Source organism: Rheinheimera sp. MM224 (assembly GCF_947090785.1).
Classification (GTDB): domain Bacteria; phylum Pseudomonadota; class Gammaproteobacteria; order Enterobacterales; family Alteromonadaceae; genus Pararheinheimera.
Genome location: NZ_OX352320.1, coordinates 3303269 through 3321645, shown reverse-complemented (window position 1 = coordinate 3321645; position 18377 = coordinate 3303269). Strand labels below are relative to the sequence as shown.

15 protein-coding genes are annotated in these 18377 nt (G+C 45.9%); 5 read left to right on the top strand and 10 right to left on the bottom strand.

What is annotated here, in order from left to right:
• Positions 1-155 precede the first annotated feature (155 nt).
• Positions 156-1073: an EF-hand domain-containing protein gene (locus OM978_RS15680; RefSeq protein WP_264343215.1), complete on the bottom strand. Its 918-nt coding sequence runs from the start codon at positions 1071-1073 to the stop codon at positions 156-158.
• A 341-nt stretch (positions 1074-1414) separates the two neighbouring features.
• Here OM978_RS15680 and OM978_RS15675 point away from each other — a divergent pair, with 341 nt between their 5' ends.
• Positions 1415-2056, top strand: coding sequence for a DUF2959 domain-containing protein (locus OM978_RS15675; RefSeq protein WP_264343214.1), 642 nt, complete (start codon positions 1415-1417; stop codon positions 2054-2056).
• Positions 2057-2080: 24 nt separating this feature from the next.
• On the opposite strand, the gene OM978_RS15670 is transcribed toward OM978_RS15675, so the two are convergent.
• Positions 2081-2572 (bottom strand): hypothetical protein, encoded by a 492-nt coding sequence (locus tag OM978_RS15670; RefSeq protein WP_264343213.1) that lies wholly within the window; start codon positions 2570-2572, stop codon positions 2081-2083.
• A gap of 218 nt (positions 2573-2790) precedes the next feature.
• On the opposite strand from OM978_RS15670, the gene OM978_RS15665 reads away from it, so the two are divergent.
• Genes OM978_RS15665 through OM978_RS15655 form a run of 3 tightly spaced genes read left to right on the top strand, consistent with a single transcriptional unit; the run spans position 2791 to position 5449 of the window.
• Positions 2791-4632 (top strand): glycoside hydrolase family 3 protein, encoded by a 1842-nt coding sequence (locus OM978_RS15665; RefSeq protein WP_264343211.1) that lies wholly within the window; start codon positions 2791-2793, stop codon positions 4630-4632.
• A 3-nt stretch (positions 4633-4635) separates the two neighbouring features.
• Positions 4636-5049 carry an ACT domain-containing protein gene (locus OM978_RS15660; RefSeq protein ID WP_264343210.1) on the top strand — a complete coding sequence of 138 codons (414 nt, stop codon included), beginning with the start codon at positions 4636-4638 and terminating at the stop codon, positions 5047-5049.
• Between the two features lie 13 nt (positions 5050-5062).
• The gene (locus OM978_RS15655) at positions 5063-5449 is read left to right on the top strand and encodes a DoxX family protein (protein WP_264343209.1); all 387 of its coding nucleotides are present in this window, start codon (positions 5063-5065) and stop codon (positions 5447-5449) included.
• A gap of 73 nt (positions 5450-5522) precedes the next feature.
• Here the strand turns inward: OM978_RS15655 and OM978_RS15650 are convergent, their stop codons facing one another.
• The 3 genes from OM978_RS15650 to OM978_RS15640 all read right to left on the bottom strand — a co-directional run bounded on the left by OM978_RS15650 (position 5523) and on the right by OM978_RS15640 (position 10689).
• Positions 5523-8441 (bottom strand): putative Ig domain-containing protein, encoded by a 2919-nt coding sequence (locus OM978_RS15650; RefSeq protein WP_264343208.1) that lies wholly within the window; start codon positions 8439-8441, stop codon positions 5523-5525.
• A gap of 230 nt (positions 8442-8671) precedes the next feature.
• A complete protein-coding gene (locus OM978_RS15645; RefSeq protein WP_264343207.1) occupies positions 8672-9154 on the bottom strand; it encodes a DUF6436 domain-containing protein in 483 nt (160 codons plus the stop codon).
• A 47-nt stretch (positions 9155-9201) separates the two neighbouring features.
• Positions 9202-10689: a methyl-accepting chemotaxis protein gene (locus OM978_RS15640; RefSeq protein WP_264343205.1), complete on the bottom strand. Its 1488-nt coding sequence runs from the start codon at positions 10687-10689 to the stop codon at positions 9202-9204.
• A gap of 252 nt (positions 10690-10941) precedes the next feature.
• Between OM978_RS15640 and OM978_RS15635 the strand changes: the two genes are divergently transcribed.
• Entirely contained in the window at positions 10942-12657 is a 1716-nt protein-coding gene (locus OM978_RS15635) for an alkaline phosphatase D family protein (RefSeq protein WP_264343203.1), read from the top strand.
• 56 nt (positions 12658-12713) lie between these two features.
• Here OM978_RS15635 and lnt read toward each other — a convergent pair whose 3' ends face one another.
• The 5 genes from lnt to miaB all read right to left on the bottom strand — a co-directional run bounded on the left by lnt (position 12714) and on the right by miaB (position 18254).
• Positions 12714-14243 (bottom strand): apolipoprotein N-acyltransferase, encoded by a 1530-nt coding sequence (gene lnt / locus OM978_RS15630; RefSeq protein ID WP_264343202.1) that lies wholly within the window; start codon positions 14241-14243, stop codon positions 12714-12716.
• A 3-nt stretch (positions 14244-14246) separates the two neighbouring features.
• Positions 14247-15125 carry an HlyC/CorC family transporter gene (locus OM978_RS15625; RefSeq protein ID WP_127026567.1) on the bottom strand — a complete coding sequence of 293 codons (879 nt, stop codon included), beginning with the start codon at positions 15123-15125 and terminating at the stop codon, positions 14247-14249.
• 117 nt (positions 15126-15242) lie between these two features.
• On the bottom strand, positions 15243-15704 hold the full coding sequence (ybeY, locus tag OM978_RS15620; RefSeq protein WP_264343201.1) for an rRNA maturation RNase YbeY: 462 nt from the start codon (positions 15702-15704) through the stop codon (positions 15243-15245).
• 3 nt (positions 15705-15707) lie between these two features.
• Complete coding sequence (locus OM978_RS15615) at positions 15708-16760, bottom strand: PhoH family protein (protein WP_264343200.1); 1053 nt, start codon at positions 16758-16760, stop codon at positions 15708-15710.
• 66 nt (positions 16761-16826) lie between these two features.
• Entirely contained in the window at positions 16827-18254 is a 1428-nt protein-coding gene (gene miaB, locus OM978_RS15610) for a tRNA (N6-isopentenyl adenosine(37)-C2)-methylthiotransferase MiaB (protein ID WP_233011172.1), read from the bottom strand.
• Positions 18255-18377: the final 123 nt, after the last annotated feature.

The following is an 18377-nucleotide window of genomic DNA, read 5'->3' as shown; positions in this document are numbered from 1 at the left end:
TTGTTTTTTGTTGCAGTAACTTGCGTTATTACAAAGACACTATGACCACTAAAACTGTGACAATTTTTTTTGATTTATTTTATAAATGGGGGCAGCATCCCTGCCGGACGCCCCGAAACTCCTGAATTTTATACTCTTTTATCCGCTGCTTCTTTTCAGGCCCTAATATTTACTGCTGAGCCAGACGGATAATTTGCTTTGGCCATGCCACCATAAGTGTCCATCAGCTGTTGCATAGTGCGACTCAGTAACTTGCTGATACTTTCGCTCTGGTCTGAACCCGTGCTGACCTTGCTGGCTAAAGACGACGACTCAGTCTGCTGGCTTTCTCTGAAACTTTTAGCTTCCTGCATCGTCACTTTGCCATCACCATCGCTGTCGGCACTGTCAAAGTTATCGATCAGTGACTGTATATTGGCAGCCATATCTGAGTCCGTTTCGCCAGACGATTCCAGCAGGGCTGTAAGCTCTTCAGCTGTTATTCCACTATCTTGTTTAGGACCGTCCATAGCACCAGGAGGCGGTGGAGGCATACTCTGAGTTGAGGCTGTATCAGAGTTCTGTTCAGTACTTTGCCTGTAAGCCATGACCTCCTGCATCGTCACTTTGCCATCACCGTCCGCGTCGGCAGTATCAAAGTTGTCCAACAAGGATTGCAGACCTTCAGTGGACTTTTCATCGTCCTGTTCCAGCTCTTCCAGCAAAGCGGTCAGCTCGTCTTTTGATTTGCCGCTATCCTGGGGTGGAGCTGGTCTGGACCCCATCGGACCCATAGTGCCCTGAGCGCTGTACAGTAAGTTGCTGAAATTATCACTGAACTCAGAACTGGTCAGTTGGCCATCCTTGTCTGAATCCAGTGAGCTAAACAACTCCTCACTTTTTGTGCTGGCTTCGTCGTTTTGCAGACCGCTCAACAGGCCCGAAAAGTCACTTTGCTCTAAATAGCCTTTATTTTGACTGTCTAATTTACCGAACAAATTACCCGCAGCTTCAGTCAGTTGTTCCTTACTGAGTTGCGGCCTTGTGGCATACCCCGTGCTGTATGCACTTTGGGTAGAGAATTGAATGCTCATTCATGCTCTCCATTTGACGCGATCGGAATTGATCGCCCAAATATGGTTGCAAAGGACCGACCAAAACAGGTTTAGATCTGTGTATGTTGGGTAAAGTTGGGTAAGGAAAAGTTGGTTAAGGTTTGTAAATAAACGCAATTTCTCAGAAAAATGTCTAAAGTAGGTTTTAAACGTGCCGGTTATTTGCCAAGTGGTGAGCTGGTGGCAGAGTTTTGCCTGCCAGTTGTCAGCCAGGCAAGTCAGGGTGCATTTTGCAGTTAAGCTCTGTACTATCAGTTCTTTAGTATAAAATTTAATAGCACGACAGGCACTGATGTGGCTGCGAAATAATGGAGTAACGGATGCGTCAAATCTCAGTATTACTGCTGCTTAGCCTGTGTCTGAGCGGTTGCCAGCAAGCTTACTACGCCACTATGGAAAAGTTTGGTGTGGAGAAACGTGAAATCCTGGTTGACCGGGTAAAAGATGCCCGTGATGCGCAGGTTGAAGGGCAGCAACAGTTTAAAGATGCATTGGACGAACTCAGTCAGTTGCTGAAGTTTCATGGCGGTGATTTGCAGGTTAAATACGAAGAGCTGGATGCAGAGTATCAGCAAAGCGTCAAAGCGGCTGAACTGGTTAGCAGCCGTATTAACAAAGTAGAATCAGTAGCTGATGCGTTGTTTAATGAATGGCGGGATGAGCTGGAGCAATACCAGAACGCCAGTTTAAAAGCTCAAAGCAAACAAAAGCTGGTGACTACAGAAAAGCAGTTTGATGTACTGCTGAAAAAGATGCGTTCCGCTGAAAAGAAAATGCAGCCTGTGCTTAAAATCATGCACGACAATGTACTGTTTTTAAAGCATAACTTAAACGCCAAAGCCATTGGTTCTATTCAGACTGATTTTGCCGGTTTACAGCAGGATGTCAGCAGCTTGATCAGTGAAATGAACAAGGCGATAGCAGATTCGAATAAGTTTATTGCGCAGATGCAGGCGGAATAACTGCGCTTATTAAAAAAACGCCGATCAGTTGTTCGGCGCTTGTTGTGTTTTGACTGGCGCTGTGACCTGAGCTGGTTTTAATAATTCCAGCTGAGCTTTGGCTTGCTGCTCTTCATCTTTTTGTTTAATACGCACTAGCGAAGCGTAAAATTGTGCCGCAGTAAAAGATTGAGTCGATTGGATCAGGTCGCTGACATCTGCTGTGCTTTGCTGCAACATCTGCTTAAAAATCTCCAGATGACCATTTTTTTGCAATAAAGGCGCTAAGTTAGTTTCTTCTGCACCATCTCTGATGGTGTAGTACTTCAGTAATAACTCGGCTCTGGCCGCTAAAGTCAAAACAGGAGCGTCTGCAGCACGAACCGGGCTGGCTGTACTTTGTTTTTGTTCCGTTTGGACAGTTGTTTTTTCTGGCTTCACTTCAGTTTGAGTCAGGGAATTAAACAAAAAAGCGGAGACAATCAAACCACTAAACAAACCCCAGAAATAGCTTAACAATGGTGTGGGCTTATACATAACAACCTGTCCGGATACGGCTAAACAACAAAAGACTGGGGGGATTATAACTGCCTAAGCTATGGCCTATGCAAACTTTTATCTGTTTTTTCTGCTGCGAAATGGCTGTTTTGCGGCAATCTGACTGACTTTACTGAAGTTTGTATTAAAAGCTGAGCCTTTGCCCTGATCCTCCTGCCTGATATAGTGGCGTCATAAACTCAGGATGTGGTGACAAGATGAAACAATATGCACTGCTGCTGGCTGTAATGACGTTAGGTGCAGGAGGTTGTATGGGACAAAAATCAGTAGATCAGCAGGAATTACGCCGTCAGATTGGACAAAAACTGATGATTGACCTGCGACACTTTTGTGCTGAAGGCTCCTCAGCTGAATGCAAAACCGACTTAACTGAATTACCCAAAGAATTTGCTGACGCCATAACACAGCTGCATTTAGGCGGCGTGATTTTATTTGCCAATAACTTAAAAGATAAAAACCAAATCCGTCGTTTAACTGCTGATTTGCAGCAAGCCAGCAGTGATGGGTTGCCTTTGCTGATTGGTATTGACCAGGAAGGGGGCCGTGTGGCTCGCCTGCCAACCCTGGAGTTTCCTGCCTTTGCCGGCAATATGGCCATAGGTGCCACTTTGGCATCGTCAGGCAATCGTTATGCAGCGGATGTCGGTAAAGCTATAGCGCAGCAATTAAGATCGCTTGGTATTAACTTAAACTTCGCTCCTAGTCTGGATGTAAACAACAATCCGGCCAACCCTGTGATCAACGCCCGCTCTTTTGGTGATAATGCTGCTGCAGTAGCGCAGGCTGGAGGTGCTATGCTAAGTGCCATGCAGGCTGCGGGCGTGTTAGGCACCATTAAACATTTCCCTGGCCATGGTGATACTCATGTTGATAGTCACACTGGTTTGCCTTTGGTGGAACATGATAGGGCCACAGTGGAAGCTGTTGACTTGTATCCATTCCGGCAGCTAATTCAGCAGCATCAACCCGCTATGGTGATGACGGCTCATATTCAGTATCCGGCGCTGGATAACAGCAGCTTGACTACTAAATCCGGCGAAGCAGTGATCAAACCCGCTACTTTATCCCGCGCTATTCTGACCGACTTATTACGGGAAGATATGGGTTTTGACGGTATTATTATTACCGATGCGCTGAATATGGCCGGTATCAGCCAGTTTTTTACTCCTGCTGAAGCTGTGATCCAAACCTTTGCTGCTGGTGCTGATATAGCGTTGATGCCTTATGAGATGAAAACTCCGGCTGATATTAAGGCGTTGGCTGTGCTGATTGATCAGGTTGTAGCGGCAGTACAACAAGGTAAGCTTAATGGCGATGAAGTCGCAGAGTCGGCCCAACGTATCACCAGCTTACGTCAACAGCTTTCGACCGAACAGCATGCGCTTGTATTACCGGACAGCGAACGTTTAGCCGATGATTTGCAACTGGAGCAACAACTTGCAGAAGCCAGCCTGACTTTGGTTGGCACTAATAAATTACAGTTACCGCTTAATTTAGCCGCTTTAAAGCTGCACCTGATTGCCCCTGATCAAACCAAATGCCAAAGCTGGTTACAGGCATTGGGTTTATGGGGCGTTAAGCCACAGTCAGTCACATGCAGCGATTTAACCTCTTTAGAGCAAAATCTGGCGTTGCAGCACATTAAGCAGGCTGATTTGGTGCTGGGGTCGCTGATTTCGCCAGCCCAAAGTGCTGCTGAATTGGGTGTATTGGCGGACTTACAGGCTTTGCCCACCATGAAACTCACTGTGGCAGAACAAAAACAGTTGTTAGTTCAGTTGTTGCAACAGGCTAAAGTTCAAGGCAAAAAGACGGTGATGGTATCGCTGCGCACCCCTTATGAGCTGACAGATTTTGCTGATAGTGCAGACTTACGACTGGCAACCTACAGCTATAACCAGAAACCTCAAACAGCGCTGCGACCATTTTCAGGCCCGGCTTATGATGCGGTGATCGCCTTTTTACTTGGAAAAACTCAAGCCCCAGGTCAGCTGCCTGTGTCTTTAACAGCTGAAGACGGCTCTGCTCAAAGGAGATAAGAAATGACAGCTGCTATCAAAGCACTGGATCAGTTAATCAGTACTATGCAGCCAGAGTTGCAACCACAGACTTATGTTTATTGCGTTTGGCCTTTGAATAAGAGCTGGCACGGGCCTTTGCCTCTGGCTACTTTTAAAGAAAAAGAAGGCCTGACTTTGGTTCTGACAGAACAACAGGCGGAAGACTATCAACTGGATATTTTATTCAGAGCGCGTTGGATCAGTCTGACAGTACATTCAGATTTAGAAGCTGTGGGTTTAACAGCAGCTTTTGCCACAGCTTTAGCAGATAGAGGTTTAAGCTGTAACGTATTTGCCGGTGCTTACCATGATCATCTGCTTGTGCCTGTGCATCAGGCAGAGGCTGCTCTGTTGGCATTAGAGCAATTACAACAAAGTAAACAAAACAAGACGTAGAAAGGGATAGTGAATGTCATTACAACAAATTTTTGGCTGGGGCACATTAAGACTGGCGTTAGCCGGATTGATAGGCGCGCATGGCTGGCACAGAGCCTTAACCGGAGGTGTTGAACCCTTTGGTCAGTGGTTAGATAATCACGGCTGGCCTATGGGCGTATTAATAGCGGTTGCGATCACAGCTTTTGAAATCATAGGCACGTTATTTTTGGCATTAAACCGTTATGTCACTTTGGTTTGTCTGGGTTATGTCGGTATTTATGCGACTGGTATCGCCATTCTGCACGCCAAAGTCGGCTGGTTTGTCGTAGGACCTGGCCGTAACGGCGCTGAATTCAGTGCTTTGCTGATTTTGCTGTTGCTCTCTGTTGCAGTGCATCATTGGCCATCGAGGCGCTAATTTAGCATCCTCTGGAGATAAAAAAGGGCTTCAGCAAAGTTCTCTGCTGAAGCCCTTTGATTTTATAAAGTTATTAAGCTTTTCTGAAACGACGACTCAGAGCTAATGCGATGAAAGCAAAGACTGAATACCAGCCAAAGCTACCACTTGAACCTTTAGGCTGAGTGGCCTCAAAGTTTAAAGTCGCTTGCGACGAAGCGCCAGCACTGTCAGTGGCTGTGATCAATGTACTGAACTTACCTGCATTAGCAACTTTACCCGCAATAGTGCTGCCAGATAAAGTTAAACCCGCAGGCAAATTGCTTGCGCTGAAACTCATCGCCTGTCCCTCTGCATCATTGAACAAAGTTGCCAGATTAATAGACACTGTTTCATCAGTAGACAGCGTCAGATTGGCAGAACCTGTTAATACAGGCGCAGCATTCACAGTTAAATCCAGAGTATGAGAGCTGGTTGCTCCTTTGCTGTCTTTTACCAGTACAGTTAACTGGTGAGCTTGTCCTGTTGTTATAGTGCCACTGACAATGCCCTTAGCGGATACCGTCAGGTCTGCCGTTGACGTGATTTCATAAGTTAATACCGAACCTTCAGGGTCAGCAAAGAATTCATTTAAATCCAGTACAAAAGCTTTGTTCTGATTGAACACTGGTGCAACCCAGGCTTGAGCCAGCGACGGTGCTTTATTGTGCTCAAATGACAGGGTAATGTCGGAATACAGACCTTTATCATCTGTCGCTCTGATGATAATTTCACCTGTAGATAAAGGGCTGCCATCGTAATTCAGAGTCCCTTGCTCAGTCACTGTAATACCTGTGACAGCATTGACCAAAGAGAAGGTCAGCGTGTCGTTGGCGTCCGCGTCCTGGATCAGCGCTGTTAATTCAGTGCTGTAAGCGACACCTTGGTTCAACTGTATAGGGACAGGGATTTCAGTCAAATCCGGAGCTCTGTTTACCAAGTAACGTTTTAGCGCAAGTTGATTGGTATTATCTTCCAGATAAAGATGTTGGCCCAGCATAAAGGCATCGCGTAAGTTTGAAAACCCATCAAAATCAATGGTTTGCTGTTCTTCAGTAATGCCTGACTCTAAATCCAGCTTGGCAATTTTTACTCTGTATTGGCTTTCAGGGATCAATACCATCCTGTCGTCCAGATAATAAATGCTTTGATTAGGCAGGTTATTAAGTGACAACAATCTGAACTGGCTATCCATTTCTTTATAGACGTACACAGTTGAATTGATATGCATGTGCAACTGACCAGAAACATATTTTAATTGAGTGAGGCCATAACCCGGTTGCGGCGTAGCGAATAAGTCACGTTGCTTCAACTTTTTATTGACGACACTTAATTCTTGCACCGTACCTGTATTGGTGTTGTTCACCACCAAGCTACCATTCATTTCAACGGTATATGCCAAATCGGGTAATGCTGTGAATTCATTAACTCCCGCAGCAGCGGTATCAAAATAAGTTAAGGTGTTATCGCCAAGTTCAAACAGATGCAGCTTATTGTGCGCTTTGATCAGCAAATACGAGCCAAAGACTTCAGCATAATCAACGTCAGTAAGTTGATTTATACTACTTAGCTTGCTGTTTAATTCGACTTCTGCCGTTTGGGTCAGAGTTTCGCTGCTTTGATCAAAGGCAAAGAAACGGACTTTAGAGTTACGCACGGCCAGAACTGTTGATTCGCCGTTTTTATGGACACTAGGTGGGTACGCGTAATTTGTTGTCGGATAGAATTCGTTATTTTCAAAGAACTGCAATGATTTAATTTTACCATCGGCTTCTTTTTTATATAATTCAGCTATTTCTGTTGTAGCCCTGAAAAAGTAATTGTCACCCAACATGATACTATCGCCAACGCTCATATCTAATGGCAGTAAAGACATACTTTGTTGACCACGTTTAAGCGTTATTTTTTCTGAACTATTCAGTCCTTGTGGATAAAAACTCAGACTGTTTTCTTGCAAGCTGGCAAAGCTGCCGTTTAATGCCGTTACAGATTTGATGGATACATCTGTAAGGGTATCTACAGAAGTAATGTCCGTGCCACTGAAGCTCAGCGCTTGTATGCTGTTGCCGTAATTAACATAAAGTGTATTGCCGGAAAATATGGCGCTCTGGTGGTAGCTAGCAGGCAGTAAAGAATCGTTGGCGGTTATTTGCTGCAAAGTGCCGTCATTGGCTACATGTAATTGGGTGGTGGAATATCCCATCAATAAAAGGTTACCCGAGTCTTTTGCATAAACCACATTTTGCTGGTAGGGAACCTGATTGACCGATATTTCAGAAACCAGACTCAGTTGTCCTGACGAATCCGCTTTATAAGTTCTCACTAAATCAGCTGACAGGTTGTAGTCGTAATAACCAACAACTAATAGCGCTTTTGTTTCATCATAGAAGGCAAATCTTGGACTACCGGATAGAGTTGTTGTTGATAAGGTGATGAAACTATTGGTTGCTTTATCGAAGCTATGAACATACACATTCAAATCTGGAGAGCCATAGTCAGTTTCTATGTAGTTGCTGTTTGCGTCCATGCGATACTGGTCATAATAATAACTACTTTTTGACGCTACTTTTGTCAGTGTGCCATCGGTTGCTACTGAGTAAGCAACTACTTGATTGTATTGAAAGGCAAATAAGGTAGCACCATCAGCACTAAGGTTTATGTCCTGCAAACTGCTTATGTTTAAGTCTTGAAGACTGTATTCTTTCAGCAGTGTAAACTGGTCTCCCGTTTGTCTGATCAAAGAAAGCCCATGCTGGCTGTATGCAACTGTCAGATCCGCAGCTGAAGTCAGGTTTTCCGCCAGATGTAAAAAACCTTCACGTTCAGTCGCTTCTTCCGTAATCGTTAATGCTTGCGGACTTTCAACTTGCATTGAGGTAACTGGGATTTGTTGATAAAACGGAATTTCAAAAGCAGCTAAAGGGCTTGATAAAACAATAGCAACAGCACATGCCACTGATGTGAGACGTAACATTTATACACTTCCTTGTAGTAAGTTAAATAATGAAGGTTAAGACGTTGAAATCATACAGCTGAGTACTGAATCAAATCAATTAGCCGCTTATTTAATTTTACGTTTTTGTTTCTTATTTTCCTTTTTTATTTGGTTTTTCCCTGGTTTCGTATCATTTTACCTATTTGCAACAATGTTTTGTTTGTTTTGTAGGTAAAGTTGTTTCCTGGCTGATGGCGCGCTCAAATAAATTAATGGGTTGTTAGGCATCGGCAGGCCGTACTTTCACCATTCAACCAAAAGCCGGGTAATTGAGTGGTGCCGCTAACAATACCGTCCAGCAGACTGGCATTATCGCTGCACATCAAATCTGTTGCTAATGGCCCGGCGTAAAGCAGTTGTTGATGTTGAAACAGCAGTAATAACGGTGCGGCTATGACATTCAGCCCCAGTGCTTTGGCGTCATCCAATTCCAGCTCTTTTACCATTAAATCAGGCTGACGTTGCTGCATACGCAGCAGATGCTCTTTGGCAAAAGAGCTGCAGCTGCAGTTTGCATCTGTGATTAGCACAGCTTGCCAAACAGCGTCTGGCACCAGTTGTTGTTTTAGTTTGTGTTGTACTTGCGCAGGTAAAAGCGGCTGTTGCTGCCACACAGCTTGCTGATCGAATACACCATAATGACCTAAAAAAAACCAATAAAAAGCTGCTGCACTGCCTGCAATCCAAAGCATAAGCAAAACTATAGCGGCTTTCACTCGCCTGGTCATTTGTCGTTGATTCAACTGCTGAATCTGTTGGCTTCAATCGCCAGTTGGTTGGCTACCTGTTCAATCTGGGTTGTGCTTTGTTTTACCTTTTCGCTACGCTGCATCTGAGCGGCGGCACTGTCATTCAGATACTGTGCGCCTTGTGCCATTTCAGCACTGGCATGGCGTTGTTGCTCTAAAGACCCCGCCATAATATCTGCAGAGCGAGCTACAGATTGAGCTTCACCTGCAATGGTATTGAGCAGCTCATCACTGCGTTTTGCCAAACTGACGGTATGGTCGACCTGGCTTAAACAGTGTTGTACTGATTTCACTGAGCTTTGGCTGGCTTCAGTTAAGGTTTGGATCATGCGCTGAATTTGCTCTGTGGATTGCTGGGTACGGCCAGCTAAAGTACGAACTTCATCAGCCACTACCGCAAAGCCCCGGCCTTGTTCACCAGCCCTGGCTGCTTCGATGGCTGCATTTAATGCCAGCAGATTGGTTTGTTCAGCAATACTTTTAATCACTTCAAGTACAGAGGTGATCTCTTTGCTGGATAACGCCATGCTATCCACTTTTTGTCCGGCGTCCTGCAAGGTCACCGCCAAAGTGGAGATGGCCGCTATGGTTTGATCCACAGACTCTTTACCAGACACTGAACTTAGCTCCGCTTGTTTTGCTGCACTCAATACTGCTGCTGCCAGTTCACCCAACGCCTGAATGCTTTGTGCCATTTCTTCAGACGCTGCGGCTATACGTTTGACCTGAGTGTTTTGCTCATTCATGCCTGACACCAGTTGCTGGCCATCGTCAGACAAATGCGCACTTTCGCTATGTAGCAAAGCCACAGACTGGTTAATGGTTTGCACAGTGTGCTGAATGCCATCCAGTGCCTGATTAAATTGTTGTACCAGGCGGGAGCGAATATCAGGGCAGCGTACTGTTAAATTAATATGGGCAGGATCTGCAACTAACTCTTTAGTGGTCTCTGAAAAAGCTAAACCCACCATAGCTTCTTTATACGAATTTAAGGTGATGATAATAAGCACTGCAGATTCCACCACTACATAAGCGGCATGTACCACGACGTTGCTGAAGGTTGCGTCCTGAGCTGGCACTAAAAATACAGCGCTGTGCTGGGTTTGCAGGTAAGCAAATAACAAATGATGCACAGCAATAGTGCCTGCGGCCACTGCAATCACCAGCCAGTCACGAAAAGCACTTAGCACGGCGAGCAGCACAAAAATGCCAAAGTGCAGTTCAGTCATTCCGTTGGACTGATGAATATGCAAGGCGCAAAACAACATAAAAGACACACCAAAAGCGATACGCGACAAGCGGTGATCTCTTAAAGTTTTGTACAATACAAAAGGCACAATCAAGGCTGGCAAGCCAATCAACAAGGCTGCTCCCCAGCTTTGATGCCAGCTGGCCAAAGCTAACGCCAATAGCATTAAGACCAGGTTGATGCTGTTCATTATACGAAAAGCTTGTTGGCGGAATGGATAAATGTGCATAAAGACCTCTTGTGGACCGCAAGCTAAGCTTACCGGTTTTGCTACTACAACTGCGTCCTGCACTTGAATTGATGTTTGGAATTTAAGAAAAATACTTTTCTAAAGTCAGGCGCACTGATACGTGGTTTTATTGCTTTGGATCACAAGCTGAGTTGAATACCTGTTCTGGATAGACGAAGTGTAGTCCATTGCAGTTTTTCGTCATCAAAAAATCATCAAGGCCAGAGAGAATGGTTTCTTTTTGGAGGAACTATGGCCAACGTTAGCAGACGCGATTTTCTTAAAAACAGCGCTTTTTTTACCGGAGCCGCCTGGTTAAGTACCAGTGTGTTTGGCTGCAGCAGTACAGTCAAAACTGCGAAAAACAGCAGCCCTATCCAGTTTTTACATGGTGTTGCCTGTGGTGATCCTTTAACTGATAGCCTGATTTTGTGGACTAAAGTCACTCCGGCACAACAACCAGATTCAGTGCAATTGTTGCTGGAAGTCAGTGAAACCGCTGATTTTTCTGCAGTAAAACATCAGCAGCTTTGTCTGGCGCGCCAGCAAGCTGATTATTGCTGCAAAGTTGATTTAACAGGTCTACAGCCTGGCCGTAGTTATTACTATCGTTTTAGCGACAGCAATACGGCATCCGCAATCGGACATGGTAAAACTTTGCCAGCAGGTTCGGTGTCACAAGTCCGTTTTGCTGTGTTGTCATGCTCCAATTATCCGGCCGGTTATTTCCATGTGTATCAACAGGTTGCTCAGCAACAGCTTGATGCTGTACTGCATTTAGGTGATTACATTTATGAATACGAGCAAGGCGGTTATGCCACAGAGCGCTCTGTTGAATTAGGCCGGGCTTTGGCTGCAGACAATCAGGCTGAAATGGTGAGCCTACAGGATTATCGCAAACGTTATGCCTTGTACCGTAGCGATAAAGATTTACAGCAGGCTCATGCCAGCCATAGTTTTATTTGTGTTTGGGATGATCATGAAATAACCAATGACGCCTGGACAGATGGTGCCGAAAACCATCAGCCGAATGAAGGCGATTATCAGGTGCGTAAACTCAACGCGCTGCAGGCATATTACGAGTGGATGCCAATACGGCCCCTGGTGTTTGGCAAGCAGCAGTCAGGGCAGCAGCAAAGCTTAAGCCGCAGTTTTGCCTTTGGTGATTTAGTTGACTTGCATATGCTCGACACTCGTATTGAAGGTCGTAACCTGCAACTGGAATACAAGCACTACACAGATGAAAAAACCGGAGCCTTTGATACTCAGCGTTTTGTCGGCGATTTAACCAATCCAAACCGTACTTTGCTTGGGCAAAAACAACAGCAATGGTTGCAAACTCAGTTGATGCGCTCTAAAGCTCAATATCAGGTGTTGGGGCAGCAGGTGTTGATGGCAAAGATGATGTTTCCGTCTGAGCTATTATCTGCTTTTTCTAAACCTGGCCCGGAACTGGTGGCGCATATTGCCGAATTATCAGCCTTAAAGCAGCGCGCAGTTCAAGGTGATAGCAGCCTGAGCACAAAAGATAAACAACGTTTAGAGTCCGTCATCGCCTATAACCTGGATGCATGGGATGGTTATCCGTACGAGCGTGAGCTGGTTTATAAAACAGCGCAGCAGCAGAACAAACAACTGGTGGTGCTGGCGGGTGATACCCATAACGCCTGGGCTTCGACTTTACATGATCAACAAGGTAATAAAGTGGGCATAGAATTGGCTACACCTTCAGTCAGCTCCCCTGGTATTGAAACCTATCTGAAGCTGAATACCGCTCAGGTAGAGCATTTAGCTGATGTATTACCGCAACTGATCAACGAGCTGGAGTACTGTAATTTGCATCAGCGTGGTTATTTGCTGGTGGCTTTTAGCAAAGAGCAAATGGATGCACAGTGGTTTTTTGTCGATGACATAACGAAAAAGCAGTATCAAACCAAGTTAGGGCACCAGCAAAGCTATAAGCTTTAGGTTGCCTTTAAAGACAACAAAGCCACCGCAAGGTGGCTTTGTTTATTGGACTTGCTTTACTTCGCTTGTTTTGCCAACTGGTAACGTCTGAAACTTAACAGTCCAACACACAATAAGCTAATGGCAAGCAAAGGCCAGTCGCTCCAAAGGCTGTACAAAGTGCGGCCTTGCACTAATGGTACTTCGGCCGTTAATACACCTTCTTCAAACTGAGGTAAACGCGCCTGTTCTCTACCATCTGCTGTGACTGTGGCGGTAATGCCGTTATTGGTTGCACGCAACAAGGGGCGACCTAACTCCAAAGCACGCATCCGGGCTATTTCCAAATGCTGATGTGGGCCAATCGAATCACCAAACCAGGCGTCGTTGCTGACCGTCAGCAGAAAGTCAGTGTTGTCGTTGAAATTGGCAATCATCTGACGTGGAAACGCAATTTCAAAACACAAAGCGGCCAGCAACGAATAGCCATTGGCTTGTAAATTAGGCTGCAGCCAGGCACCCCGGCTGAATGAACTCATTGGCAGATTAAACAGCGGTGCCACATATTTCAGCACGTCCTGAAAAGGCACAAATTCGCCAACAGGCAATAAATGGTGTTTCTGGTATCTGTTGCTGGTGTTGTATCTGTAATCGCCGCCAGTGGCTTCTTTGCCTGATTTACCCAGAACTATCATGCCGTTATAGGCATCACCGTTTTCTTTGTAATCCAGAATACCTGTCACTACGGCCGTATTGTTTTCTGCCGCCAGGATATCCAGATTAAACAAATAAGCTAAAGCTAAAGGCTCTAATTGTGGAATAGCGGCTTCAGGCCAAATCATAATGTCGGCATTCAGATGTGGGCGGCTCAGCTCCATATACTTGCGCATAGTGATGGCTTCTTGCTCCGGATCCCAGCGTAAATCCTGCGCTATATTGCCTTGCACTAAGGCAACCTTGACGTGATCGCCGGTCTCTTGCCAGCCTTTGATTGTGCTCAGGGCTGGGCTAACTATCAAGACTAGGGCGGCTATTGCAGGCCAAACCCAATGTTTAGAACGAGCAGCAACAGCTACGGAACCTGCAATCAGCAACATTAAAAAGCTGATGCCGGTTTCGCCTATGACTGGTGCCCAGGGCGCCATCCAGCCATCGGTCTGACTGTAACCTACAGACAGCCAGGGGAAACCGGTTAAGAACCAGGAGCGGATATTTTCAGCGATAAACCAGCTTGAGGCCAACAGCAGCGGAAACCAGAAATTGCCACGAAAACGCCAGCTAAACCAAATAGCAAGGGCAGGGAATAGCGCCAGATAACCTATCAGTAAAGCCATAATGGCCAGGCTGGCGATCAGTGGCATACCACCAAAAGTGGCGATACTGACATGCACCCAGCTAATACCCACACCAAACCAGCCCAAGCCATAGGCATAACCAATGATGGCAGCCTGTTTTGGGTTTTGCGCTTGCAGCAGGCAATACGCCAGCACTGACAGAGTAAGCAGCGGCAGCATATGGTAAGTAAAAGGGGCAAAAGCTAAGGTATTTAATGCACCCAGCCCTGCTAAAAGCAGGGCTGGAAACCAGGTGGTTTTCGACAACAGCAAAAGTTAGTCCTTCTGTAGCGCTGAAGTTTCTGCGGCAGTTTTAGCGCGAATAACCTGCAACTGCACCAGCCTTCTGTTATTGGCTTTGCTGACTTTAAAGGTCAGATTTTGCAGTTCAATGGTTTCGCCTTTTTCCGGCATATGACCAAAAGCGTGCAGCACAATACCGCCTATAGTGCCGGCTTCTTCTTCATCGAAGGTCGTGCCGAAACTTTCGTTAAACTCATCCACAGGGGTTAAAGCGCTGACCTGATAGACATGGCTGGCCATTTTTTTGATATCTACATCTTCTTCATCGTCGTGTTCGTCTTCGATTTCGCCGACAATTTGTTCAAGGATATCTTCAATGGTAATAAGGCCTGACACGCCACCGTATTCATCGACCACTATGGCCATATGGTAACGTTTCTGGCGGAATTCTTTTAATAAGGCATCCACTCTTTTACTTTCAGGGATAATGACAGCAGGGCGTAATAAATCGCGCAAGCTCCATTCGGTGTTGCCTTGTAGGGTGTGCTGCAGTAAATCTTTAACCAGCAGTATGCCTTCGATATGGTCTTTGTCTTCATTGACCACAGGATAACGGCTGTGGTTGTTCTCCAGCAGCAGCGGCATCATTTGTTCGAGGCTCTGGTCAATGTTTATGGTGGCCATCTGAGAGCGGGGCACCATAATGTCGCGGGCGCGCATTTTGGATACGTCCAAAACACCTTGCAACATACTTTGAGTGTCGTTATCAATCAGCTTGCGCATGGCCGCTTCATTGATCACTTCAACCAGATCAGATAAATCTTGTGGTTCTGCAGTAAAAATCGCTGCTATTTTATCCAGCCACGATTTTGCGGCAGAACCCCGACTAGAGTGGGAATGGTCGTCACCCATGAGTGAACTTAAGCTCCAAATAATGAAAAAGAAAATACCCAAAGTCATGTAAGTTGCAGCGAGACATCAATGTCAGTAAAGCTGCAGCTTCAGGTACGCAAAGAATTAAAATACCAGTTAATCTTCTAAAATATAAGGGTTCTTTATACCCAATTGCTGCAAAATCAGAATTTCTTCTGCTTCCATTTGCTCGGCGTCTTCGTCATTTATATGGTCAAAGCCCAATAAATGCAAGCAACCGTGCACCACCATATGAGCCCAGTGATGATGTAATTCTTTGCCTTGCTCTTGCGCTTCTGCGGCAACCACCTGGGCACAAATGACTAAATCACCTAATAATGGCAATTCTTCCACACCTGGTGGCAGCTCAAAAGGGAAGCTCAGCACGTTGGTCGGTTTATCTTTTTCACGATAATCAAAGTTTAATTGCTGACTTTCTTCTTCGTCGACAATTCGCACTGTGACTTCTGCTATCTCCTGAAACGGCAGAATAGCGGCTTCCAGCCACTGCTGAAATTGCGCTTCTGTAGGCAGGTTTTGCGCTTCGCTTGCCAGCTGTAAATCCAGGGTAATGCTCATGTTTTAGTCTTTACTCGTGTTGGCTGCAGCTTGGGCGGCCTGCTTTGCAGCTTGTTTTTCCGCTTCCAGCGCTTGTTGCTTTTTCTCTTCAAAAGCTTCGTACGCCATAACAATTTTTTGCACCACAGGGTGACGTACCACATCTTTGGCTTTAAAGAAGTTAAAACTCAGCTCAGGCACTTCGGACAATACATCCATCGCATGTTTTAAACCCGAGTACTGGCCTCGTGGTAAGTCCACCTGGGTGATATCCCCTGTGATCACGGCTTTGGCGTTAAAGCCAATACGGGTCAGGAACATCTTCATTTGTTCGACAGTGGTGTTTTGGCTTTCATCCAGAATAATAAAAGCATCGCTTAAAGTACGGCCACGCATATAAGCCAGCGGTGCAATTTCAATCACTCCACGCTCTAAGTACTTTTCTACTTTTTCAAAACCTAACATTTCAAATAAAGCGTCGTACAAAGGCCGTAAGTAAGGGTCGACTTTCTGCGCTAAATCACCAGGTAAAAAGCCCAATTTTTCGCCAGCTTCCACCGCTGGGCGGGTGAGCACTATACGGCGCACTTCGCCTTTTTCCAGCGAGTCGACAGCACAAGCCACAGCCAAATAGGTTTTGCCTGTACCGGCAGGGCCAATACCAAAAGTCACGTCGTGACGCTGAATATTGCGCACATACGCACTTTGATTGGCGTTGCGGCCTTTGACTGCACCTTTTTTGGTTTTAATGCTGACCTGTTCTTCGTCAAACTGCTGCTCTGTGGGGTCCTGCTGCTGTTGCTGGATCACCATATGCACTTGCTCCGGGCTTAAAGGCACGGCTTTGCCCTGGGCATTGGCGGTTTCGCCATACAGAGTTTCGATAATGTGTTTTACCGGTTCAAGCTGGTCAGTTAAGCCGACTAAACGCAGCTGGTTATCGCGGTAGGACACCTGCACGCGGTAACGGCGTTCAATCTGACGTAAGTTATCGTCAAAGGGGCCCCATAAAAAAGCCAGACGCTGAGGTTCAAAAGGGGAGAGAGAAAATTCTAAGCTGGTTATTGGCGTATCCAATGCTTTGTCTCATATCAAATCGCATGCTGAGGCTGATTGTTTGTTGGCCTCAGCATGCTGTTTTAATTAAGGAGTAAAAGTTGCTACTCCCAATTCGTCTGTTTTTGCCGCTTTAGCCGCCAGAATTTGTTGTGGCGATACTTCACGACGTAAATCCATATCTTTTTCAGTGCGGATCACTTTACCTTTTAATGAGTTGGTAAAGACATCAGTCACTAAAATATCTACAAACTGGCCAATCATGTCTGGTGAGCCTTCAAAGTTCACCACACGGTTGTTTTCCGTACGTCCGGTCAGCTCCATAATGTCTTTTTTCGACGGGCCTTCCACCAGAATACGTTGTTCAGTGCCGAGCATAGCACGGGCAATTTGTAATGACTGCTGGTTAATACGGTCTTGCAGCACATACAGACGTTGTTTTTTCTCATCTTCCGATACATCGTCCGGTAAATCGGCCGCAGGAGTACCAGGACGGGCGCTGTAGACAAAGCTGAAGCTCATATCAAAGTTCATCGCTTTGATCAGATCCATAGTGGCTTCGAAGTCTTCTGCGGTTTCACCAGGGAAGCCGATAATAAAGTCAGACGACATACATAAATTCGGTCGTACTTTTTTCAGCGCACGAATTTTCGACTTGTATTCTATCGCTGTATGGTTACGTTTCATCAGCGCCAGAATACGGTCTGAACCAGATTGCACAGGTAAATGCAGGTGATCCACCAGCTCAGGCACATCACGATACACTTCGATAATATCATCTGTAAATTCAACAGGGTGCGATGTGGTGTAACGAATACGGTCGATACCATCAATGGCCGCTACTAAACGCAATAACTCAGAGAAATGGCAGATTTCGCCATCAAAAGTTTCACCACGGTAGGCGTTCACGTTCTGCCCCAGCAGGTTCACTTCTCGTACACCTTGTTCAGCCAGCTGGGCAATTTCCAGTAAGACGTCATCCAGTGGACGGCTGACTTCTTCACCCCGGGTGTATGGCACTACGCAGAAGGTACAGTACTTAGAACAGCCTTCCATAATAGATACGAAAGCCGTTGGGCCATCTGCTTTTGGCTCTGGCATACGGTCAAACTTCTCGATTTCCGGGAAGGACACGTCAACCACTGGAGATCGGTTGCCATGCACTGAGTTAATCATTTCAGGCAAACGGTGCAGAGTTTGAGGTCCAAATACGATATCGACATAAGGCGCACGCTCACGGATGGCTTTGCCTTCCTGAGACGCCACACAACCACCAACCGCAATAATCAAATCCGGGTTTTTCTTTTTCAGCGGACGCCAGCGACCTAACTGATGGAATACTTTCTCCTGAGCCTTCTCACGAATAGAGCAGGTGTTCAGCAGGATCACGTCCGCTTCAGCAGCATCTTCAGTCAGAGTGTAGCCATGAGTTGCATCCAGCAGGTCTGCCATTTTGGATGAATCGTATTCGTTCATCTGGCAGCCCCAGGTCTTAATGTGCAGCTTTTTGCCCATTTGTGTTGTAGCCCGTAAAAAAGTTAACGCCAAGAAAAAGGACGCGCATTTTATCCTAGTAGGGCTTGAAGTGCCAGCAGTGGATCGGCTGGGAGAGGATTTGTGACCTTTTAAATCGAACTT

Bases quoted from the DNA above. Each gene is read 5' to 3' on its own strand.
- OM978_RS15670 (WP_264343213.1), bottom strand. From the start codon at position 2,572: ATGTATAAGCCCACACCATTGTTAAGCTATTTCTGGGGTTTGTTTAGT.
- miaB (WP_233011172.1), bottom strand. From the start codon at position 18,254: ATGGGCAAAAAGCTGCACATTAAGACCTGGGGCTGCCAGATGAACGAA.
- OM978_RS15655 (WP_264343209.1), top strand. From the start codon at position 5,063: ATGTCATTACAACAAATTTTTGGCTGGGGCACATTAAGACTGGCGTTA.
- OM978_RS15650 (WP_264343208.1), bottom strand. From the start codon at position 8,441: ATGTTACGTCTCACATCAGTGGCATGTGCTGTTGCTATTGTTTTATCA.
- OM978_RS15665 (WP_264343211.1), top strand. From the start codon at position 2,791: ATGAAACAATATGCACTGCTGCTGGCTGTAATGACGTTAGGTGCAGGA.
- OM978_RS15680 (WP_264343215.1), bottom strand. From the start codon at position 1,073: ATGAGCATTCAATTCTCTACCCAAAGTGCATACAGCACGGGGTATGCC.
- OM978_RS15660 (WP_264343210.1), top strand. From the start codon at position 4,636: ATGACAGCTGCTATCAAAGCACTGGATCAGTTAATCAGTACTATGCAG.
- OM978_RS15625 (WP_127026567.1), bottom strand. From the start codon at position 15,125: ATGGGTGACGACCATTCCCACTCTAGTCGGGGTTCTGCCGCAAAATCG.
- ybeY (WP_264343201.1), bottom strand. From the start codon at position 15,704: ATGAGCATTACCCTGGATTTACAGCTGGCAAGCGAAGCGCAAAACCTG.
- OM978_RS15640 (WP_264343205.1), bottom strand. From the start codon at position 10,689: ATGCACATTTATCCATTCCGCCAACAAGCTTTTCGTATAATGAACAGC.
- OM978_RS15675 (WP_264343214.1), top strand. From the start codon at position 1,415: ATGCGTCAAATCTCAGTATTACTGCTGCTTAGCCTGTGTCTGAGCGGT.
- OM978_RS15635 (WP_264343203.1), top strand. From the start codon at position 10,942: ATGGCCAACGTTAGCAGACGCGATTTTCTTAAAAACAGCGCTTTTTTT.
- OM978_RS15645 (WP_264343207.1), bottom strand. From the start codon at position 9,154: ATGCTTTGGATTGCAGGCAGTGCAGCAGCTTTTTATTGGTTTTTTTTA.